Below are 6,630 nucleotides of genomic sequence, written 5' to 3'. Positions count from 1 at the left end.
GCCCCTCCCCTCGGACGGCGCGGCCCCCGCCGGCCGTGCCGCGCGGTCGGCGGGGGCCGCCGCGGCCGCCACGTGCGACCCGCCCTGCCCACCGGTCACCTCCCGGGTCCCCGACAGCCCTGCCACACCGTCAGGCGCCCCGGCCTCCGCCGACCCCGGCACCCGGTCGGACGGCGTGGCCCCTTCCGGCCGTGCCATGCCGTCGGGCACCGCCCTTGCGGCCGCTCCCCGCGAAGCGCTCCCCCCACCGGATGCAGGAGCCCTGCTGCGGGGCGCCCCGGCCCTCGGGAGCCCGCCGGCGGACGCCCCGGCGGTGGGCCCGGTGCCCGCCGCGCTGGTGCAGATCGCGCGGGCCCTGCACACCTCGCCGCTCGTCGCCGCCGCCCGTACCACCACCGTCGCCGGGACCGTGGTGGAGGGCGGAGCCGCATGAGCCTGGTGGTCTACCTGGCCGCGGCCATGCTGCTGCTGGCCATGGCGGTGAAGCTGCGCCGCCCCCGCACCGCGCTGCGCGATCCGCTGATCCGGTCCGTCTGCACGGCGATCCTGCTCAGCGCCCTCACCTTCATCCTGGCCGCGCCCCGCACCATCGCCGCCGTCAACGACGCCACCGGCGTCCCCAACTTCGGTGCGCCGCTCACGTACTCCGTGCTGTCCGCGATGAGCTGCTCGCTGATGGTGGTGCTGCTGCACTGGCGGGGCGGGCCCGTGCAACGCATCCGGCGCACCGCGCGCGCCTGCGTCGCCGCCTACGGGCTGCTGATCACCGCGATCGTCGTCCTCTTCGCGTGCGCCGACGCGCCCGTGGAGCGCCTCTCCGACCTCGACACCCACTACGCGAACACACCGTACATGCGGGAGATGATCCTGCTGTACCTGCTCGGGCACACCGTCTCCGAGCTGGTGCTGCTGGCCTGGTGCTGGTCCTGGCAGCGGGAGGTCAGCGGCGTCCTGCGCAGCGGGCTGCGGCTGATCTCCCTGGGCTGCCTGCTGGACGTGGTCGGTTTCCAGGCCACGAAGTACGTCGCCGTCGGCGCCCGCTGGCACGGCTACGACTGGGACTTCCTGTCCACGTTCGTGGCGCCGCCACTTGCCTCGCTCGGCGCGCTGACCTGCGCCGTCGGGTTCATCCTGCCGCGCGTCGGCCCGGCCGCCGCGGCCGTCGCCACCGCGCTGCGCGACCACCGCGGGCTCGCCCCGCTGTGGCGCGAGGTCAGCGCCATCGCGACGGCCCCGAAACCGCCGACCGCCTGGTGGCACTCGCCGCAGGAGCGGCTGCACCAGCGCGAGGTGTCCATCCACGACGCCCTGCTGGTCCTCGCCCCGCACCTCGACGACGGCATCCGCGTCGCCGCCAGGACCACCGCCCTCGCCCTGGGCCTCGGCGAGCACGACGCCCGTGTGGTCGCCGAGGCCGCCATGCTCGCCGACGCCGCCCGCCGTGCCCGCAGCGGCGCACCACCGCAGGACACCCCGAGCCCGTACCAGCTGTACGCCACCGAGGCGGCCGACCCCAGCGCGCTCGTGGAGCTCGCCCGGGCCCTCGCCACGTCGCCCGTCGCCACCGCCGCCCGCGAGGGGACCCTCACCCTCCACGACGCCCCCGCCCACACCCCCCAGGACAGGACGCACCATGCCCCGTAGCGCAGTCGTCATCGGAGCAGGGCTGGCCGGCATGCTCGCCGCCGCCGCCCTGGCACCGGTCGCCGACACCGTGACCGTGCTCGACCGGGACACGCTGCCGGACGAGCCCCGCCCCCGCAAGGGCCTGCCGCAGGGGCGGCACGCCCACATCCTGCTGCCGGGCGGGGCCCGCGCCGTGGAGGCCCTCGTCCCCGGCGTGCACGGCCGGCTGCTCGCCGCCGGTGCGCACCACATCTCCATGACGTCCGGCATGGTGCTGTTCACCTCCGACGGCTGGCTGCGCCGGTGGCGCCACGACGGCCACCGCCTCACCACCTGTAGCCGCGACCTGATCGACCACACCGTCCGCGCCGCCGTCCTCGCCCGCCCCGGCGTCACCCTGCGGGAGCGCACGCAGGCCGTACGGCTCCTCGGCACCGCCCGGCGCGTCACCGGCGTGCGCGTCGCCCCCGACGGCGGCCCCGAGGAGGACCTGCACGCCGACCTGGTCGTCGACGCGAGCGGCCGGGGTTCCCGCGCCGTGCACTGGCTGGCCGCCCTCGGCATCACGGGCGTCCCGGAGGACGTCGTGGACTCCGGGCTCGTCAACGCGTCCCGCATCTACCGCGTCCCCGACGGCGCCGAGCGGTTCCCGCTCACCACCGTGCACGCCGACCCCTACGGAGGCCGCCCCGGCACGTGCGGCACCGTCGTCCCCATCGAGGGCGGCCGCTGGATGGTCAGCCTGTGCGGCACCCGCGGCGCCGAACCACCCGCCGACCCCGACGGCTTCCTGAAGTACGCACTCGACCTGCGCCACCCCGTCGTCGGCCGGCTCGTCTCCGGCGCGGAGCCGCTCACCGACGTCGCCCTCAGCCGCAGCACCCGCAACGGCCGCCGCCGCTTCGAGAAGAGCCGGCTCTGGCCGGACGGCCTCGTCGTCCTCGGTGACGCCGTCGCCACCTTCAACCCGGTGTACGGGCAGGGGATGTCCGTCGCCGCGCTCGGCGCGCAGGCCCTGGCGGACGAGGTGCGCGCCGCCGGCCCCGCCGCGCCCGGGCTCGCCCGGCGCGTGCAGCGGGCCGCCGCGCGGTGGGTGGAGGCGGCGTGGGCGCTCAGCACCGCGCAGGACATCTGGTTCCCCGACGTACGCGGCAAGCGGCCCGCCCTCGCCGACCACCTGGTCACCGGTTACGCGCGCCGCCTGACCAGGGCCGCCACCGGTTCCTACCGGGTCACCGCCGACATGGCCGACGTCACCAACCTCACCGCGGGCGCCACCCGGCTCCTGCGGCCCTCCCTGCTGCTGGCCGCCCTGGCGGGCCCCGCCCTGCCGCCGCTGGCGGGGCCGCCCCTCACCCCGGCGGAACGTGCCGTGCTGGACCGGCTCGACCGCACCGCGCCCGAGCGGTCAGCCGTCCACCGGTAGGCCCCGGGGCTCCTTGACGCGCTTCATGATGATCTGCGAGTTGACCTCCGTGACCCCGGCGAGGGCGGTCAGCTTCTCGATCCACAGGCGTTCGTACGCGCGCAGGTCGGCCACCGCGATCCGCAGCAGGCAGCCGGGGCTGCCGAACAGGCGGTACGCCTCGACGACGTCCGGGATGTCCTGGAGGGCGGCTTCGAACGCCTCGACGACCTCGCGGTCGCGTCTGACCTCGATGGACACCAGCACCTCGAAGCCGCGGTCCACGGCCTCCGGGTCGATCACCGCGCGGTAGCCGCGGATCACCCCGTCCTCCTCCAACTGCCGCACCCGGCGCATGCAGGGGGAGGGGGTGAGCCCGACCCTCTGGGCGAGCTCCTGGTTGGTGAGGCGTCCGTCGTTCTGCAGCTCACGCAAGATGGCCCGGTCGATCGCGTCCATGACGCAATTATCCGCCACGACGACGGGATGTGCTGGGTGAAGTGGCGATCCTATTGCGCGCTGATTTTCTTATCCTTGCGCTCAGCGTTCTGAGTTGTTCCGAGTTGTTCTGGGTACTGAGCGAGGGAGAGGCGGACACCGTGGCACGGATCGTCGTCATCAGCACCGGCGGCACCATAGCCAGCCGCTGGCAGGGCTCCGGCTTCGCCGCCGACGCCCGCGGGCAGGAGGTCATGGCGACCGCCGCCGTGCCGGAGGACGTCACCGTCGAGGTCGTCGACCTGTTCAGCGTCAACAGCCCCCGGCTCACCACCGCGCACCAGCTCACCCTGCTGCGCACCGTGCACGAGGTGCTGGCGGACCCGGGCGTCGACGGCGTCGTCGTCACCCACGGCACCGACACGCTGGAGGAGTCCGCGTTCCTCGTGGACCTCCACCACGACGACCCGCGCCCCGTCGTGTTCACCGGCGCCCAGCTGCCGCTCGACGCCGAGGACGGCGACGGGCCCCGCAATCTGTACGACGCGCTGCTCACCGCCGCCCGCACCCGCGGCCTCGGCGTGCTCGTCGCCTTCGACGGCAAGGTGCACTCCGCCCGCGGCACCGTGAAGACGCAGACCGTCGCCGCCGACGCCTTCGCCGACCCCTCCGGCCCCCGGATCGGCACCATCGGCTTCGGGAAGATCTCCGTGCTGCGCCACCCCCGCCGGCCCGCAGCCCTCCCGCTGCCGGAGGCGTCCTCGCCGCCGCCCCGGGTCGACATGGTCATGCACCACGCCGACGGCGACGCCGTGCTGCTGAACGCCGCCGTGGACGCCGGGGCGCAGGGCCTCGTCCTGGTCGCGACCGGGGCCGGCAACGCCACCCCGGAGATCGCCGACGCGGTCGCCGCCGCCAGGGCCCGCGGTGTGCTGGTCGCCCTCACCACGCGGGTCCACGCCGGTCCCGTCACCGAGATCTACACCCACGGCGGGGCCGTCGACCTCGTCGCCGCGGGCGCCGTGCCGACCGGCACGCTGCGCGCGGGGCAGGCCCGGATCGCCGTCCTCAGCGCGCTCCTGGCGGCCACCGCACCCGCCGAACGGGAGCGGGTGCTGCGGCACGCCCTGGAGGCACCCGCCGCCGAGTCGCCCGAGGCCGCCGGGACCGCCGAGCCGCCGGAGGCCGCAGAGTCCGCCGCGGTCCCGGAGGCTCCCGACGCACGCGGTCCCGCCGGACTGGTACGGGCCTGAGCCCGAGCCTTCTGGCTGGTCAAACCCCACCCGCCGCCCCCGGCCCGCGCGCCGAGCGCCGCCCCGGCCCCCGCCCACCCGCCCCGAGCCGCAGCACCCTGGCCCGCCGCCCCGGGCACACGCCGCCGAGGGGCGGTCCTTCACGGCCCGGGCCGGGTCACCGCCCGGGACGTCCCTCCCCCTCCCGTCCCTACCGAGGCCGGGCGCGCGCCCCCGGGCCCGCTTCCCCGCTCCCGGCACGTCCCCGAACCGCCTGCGCACAAGAGAGTCCCCGTCGACATGGGCACCAGCTCCCGCACCTCCTCCACCGACTCCGCAGCCTCCGGCTCCGGTCCCTCCGGCTTCACCACCTCCGGTCCGGGGGCCGGCTCCGACGCCGCGGCCGACCCGTCGGCCACCGCTCCGGACCCGGCCCCCGCCTGCGCCCCGGGTCCCGCCGCGGCCGCCGCCTTCCGCAGCGAGCACGACCTGCTCGGCGACCGGGACGTCCCCGCCGACGCGTACTACGGCATCCACACCCTGCGGGCCGTGGAGAACTTCCCGATCACCGGAACCCCCATCTCCGTCTACCCGGAGCTCATCACGGCCCTCGCCGGCGTCAAGCAGGCCGCCGCGCTCGCCCACCGCGACCTCGGTCTGCTCGACGCGCGCAAGGCCGACGCCGTGATCGCCGCCTGCGAGGAGATCCGCGACGGCAAGCTGCACGACGCGTTCGTCGTCGACGTCATCCAGGGTGGCGCCGGCACGTCCACCAACATGAACGCCAACGAGGTGGTCGCCAACCGCGCCCTGGAACTCCTCGGCCTCGCCAAGGGCGACTACCGGCACCTCCACCCGTTGGAGGACGTCAACCTCGGCCAGAGCACGAACGACGTCTACCCCACCGCCGTGAAGATCGCCCTGGACCTCACGGCCCGGCGGCTGCTCGACGCCCTGGCGGCGCTGCGGGACGCCTTCGCCGCGAAGGCGGAGGAGTTCGCCGACGTGCTGAAGATGGGCCGCACACAGCTCCAGGACGCCGTCCCCATGACGCTGGGCCAGGAGTTCGCCACGTACGCCGTCATGGTGGAGGAGGACCGCAAGCGGCTCGGGGAGGCGTGTGCCCTCATCCGGGAGATCAACCTCGGCGGTACGGCCATCGGCACCGGCCTCAACGCCCACCCGGGGTACGCCGCGCTGGCCTCCCGGCACCTGCGGGACATCACCGGTCTGCCGCTCGTCGTGGCGGACGACCTCGTGGAGGCCACGCAGGACGCCGGGGCGTTCGTGCAGCTCTCCGGTGTGCTGAAGCGGATCGCGGTGAAGCTCTCCAAGACCTGCAACGACCTGCGGCTGCTGTCCTGCGGGCCGCGCGCCGGCTTCGCCGAGATCAACCTGCCGCCCGTGCAGGCCGGTTCCAGCATCATGCCCGGCAAGGTCAACCCGGTCGTGCCGGAGGTGGTCAACCAGATCGCGTACGAGGTCATCGGCAACGACATGGCCGTCACCATGGCGGCCGAGGCGGGCCAGCTCCAGCTCAACGCCTTCGAGCCGGTCATCGCCCACAGCCTCCTCAAGAGCCTCACGCACCTGCGGGCCGGCTGCCTCACGCTCGCCGAGCGGTGCGTCCGCGGCATCACCGCCAACCGCGACCACCTGGCGCGGCTCGTCGACCACTCCATCGGCCTGGTGACCGCGCTCAACCCGTACATCGGCTACGAGCAGGCCACCGCCGTGGCGAAGGAGGCCCTGGAGACCGGGCGCGGGGTCCGCGAACTCGTCCTGGAGAAGGGCCTGCTGACGGAGGAGCGGCTGCGCGAGGTCCTGCACCCCGACAACCTGGCCCGTCCGCACGCCGCCGCCCACGCGGCGGCCGCCGCCGGGCAGACCCTCCGTGCCGCCGCCCCCGCCGAGGGATGCGCGGTGGCC

Annotated in this window: 5 protein-coding genes and 1 pseudogene; 5 read left to right on the top strand and 1 reads right to left on the bottom strand. The window is 75.2% G+C overall.

Annotated features, from left to right (window positions below):
• The 3 genes and pseudogenes from BJP40_RS34880 to BJP40_RS11435 form a co-directional block, all read left to right on the top strand.
• A pseudogene (locus BJP40_RS34880) lies at positions 1-433 on the top strand (hypothetical protein); the annotation flags it as partial.
• On the top strand, positions 430-1,644 hold the full coding sequence (locus BJP40_RS11440; protein ID WP_071280271.1) for an MAB_1171c family putative transporter: 1,215 nt from the start codon (positions 430-432) through the stop codon (positions 1,642-1,644). The pseudogene BJP40_RS34880 and the gene BJP40_RS11440, both read left to right, overlap by 4 nt.
• Positions 1,634-3,052, top strand: a complete 1,419-nt coding sequence (locus tag BJP40_RS11435) for an NAD(P)/FAD-dependent oxidoreductase (protein ID WP_071280270.1) — start codon at positions 1,634-1,636, stop codon at positions 3,050-3,052. The genes BJP40_RS11440 and BJP40_RS11435 overlap by 11 nt, the downstream gene beginning before the upstream one ends.
• Here the strand turns inward: BJP40_RS11435 and BJP40_RS11430 are convergent.
• Positions 3,035-3,490 (bottom strand): Lrp/AsnC family transcriptional regulator, encoded by a 456-nt coding sequence (locus BJP40_RS11430; RefSeq protein WP_071271923.1) that lies wholly within the window; start codon positions 3,488-3,490, stop codon positions 3,035-3,037. The genes BJP40_RS11435 and BJP40_RS11430 overlap by 18 nt on opposite strands.
• 140 nt (positions 3,491-3,630) lie before the next feature.
• Between BJP40_RS11430 and BJP40_RS11425 the strand changes: the two genes are divergently transcribed.
• The gene (locus BJP40_RS11425; RefSeq protein WP_079171089.1) at positions 3,631-4,722 is read left to right on the top strand and encodes an asparaginase; all 1,092 of its coding nucleotides are present in this window, start codon (positions 3,631-3,633) and stop codon (positions 4,720-4,722) included.
• A 279-nt stretch (positions 4,723-5,001) separates the two neighbouring features.
• A partial coding sequence (gene aspA / locus BJP40_RS11420) for an aspartate ammonia-lyase (protein ID WP_107416756.1) occupies positions 5,002-6,630 on the top strand: 1,629 nt, incomplete at its 3' end.

The sequence above is a fragment of the Streptomyces sp. CC53 genome, from assembly GCF_001865245.1.
Lineage (GTDB): Bacteria > Actinomycetota > Actinomycetes > Streptomycetales > Streptomycetaceae > Streptomyces.
This window is presented reverse-complemented; position numbering and strand designations above follow the sequence as displayed.

Bases quoted from the DNA above. Each gene is read 5' to 3' on its own strand.
- BJP40_RS11440 (WP_071280271.1), top strand. From the start codon at position 430: ATGAGCCTGGTGGTCTACCTGGCCGCGGCCATGCTGCTGCTGGCCATG.
- BJP40_RS11430 (WP_071271923.1), bottom strand. From the start codon at position 3,490: ATGGACGCGATCGACCGGGCCATCTTGCGTGAGCTGCAGAACGACGGA.
- BJP40_RS11435 (WP_071280270.1), top strand. From the start codon at position 1,634: ATGCCCCGTAGCGCAGTCGTCATCGGAGCAGGGCTGGCCGGCATGCTC.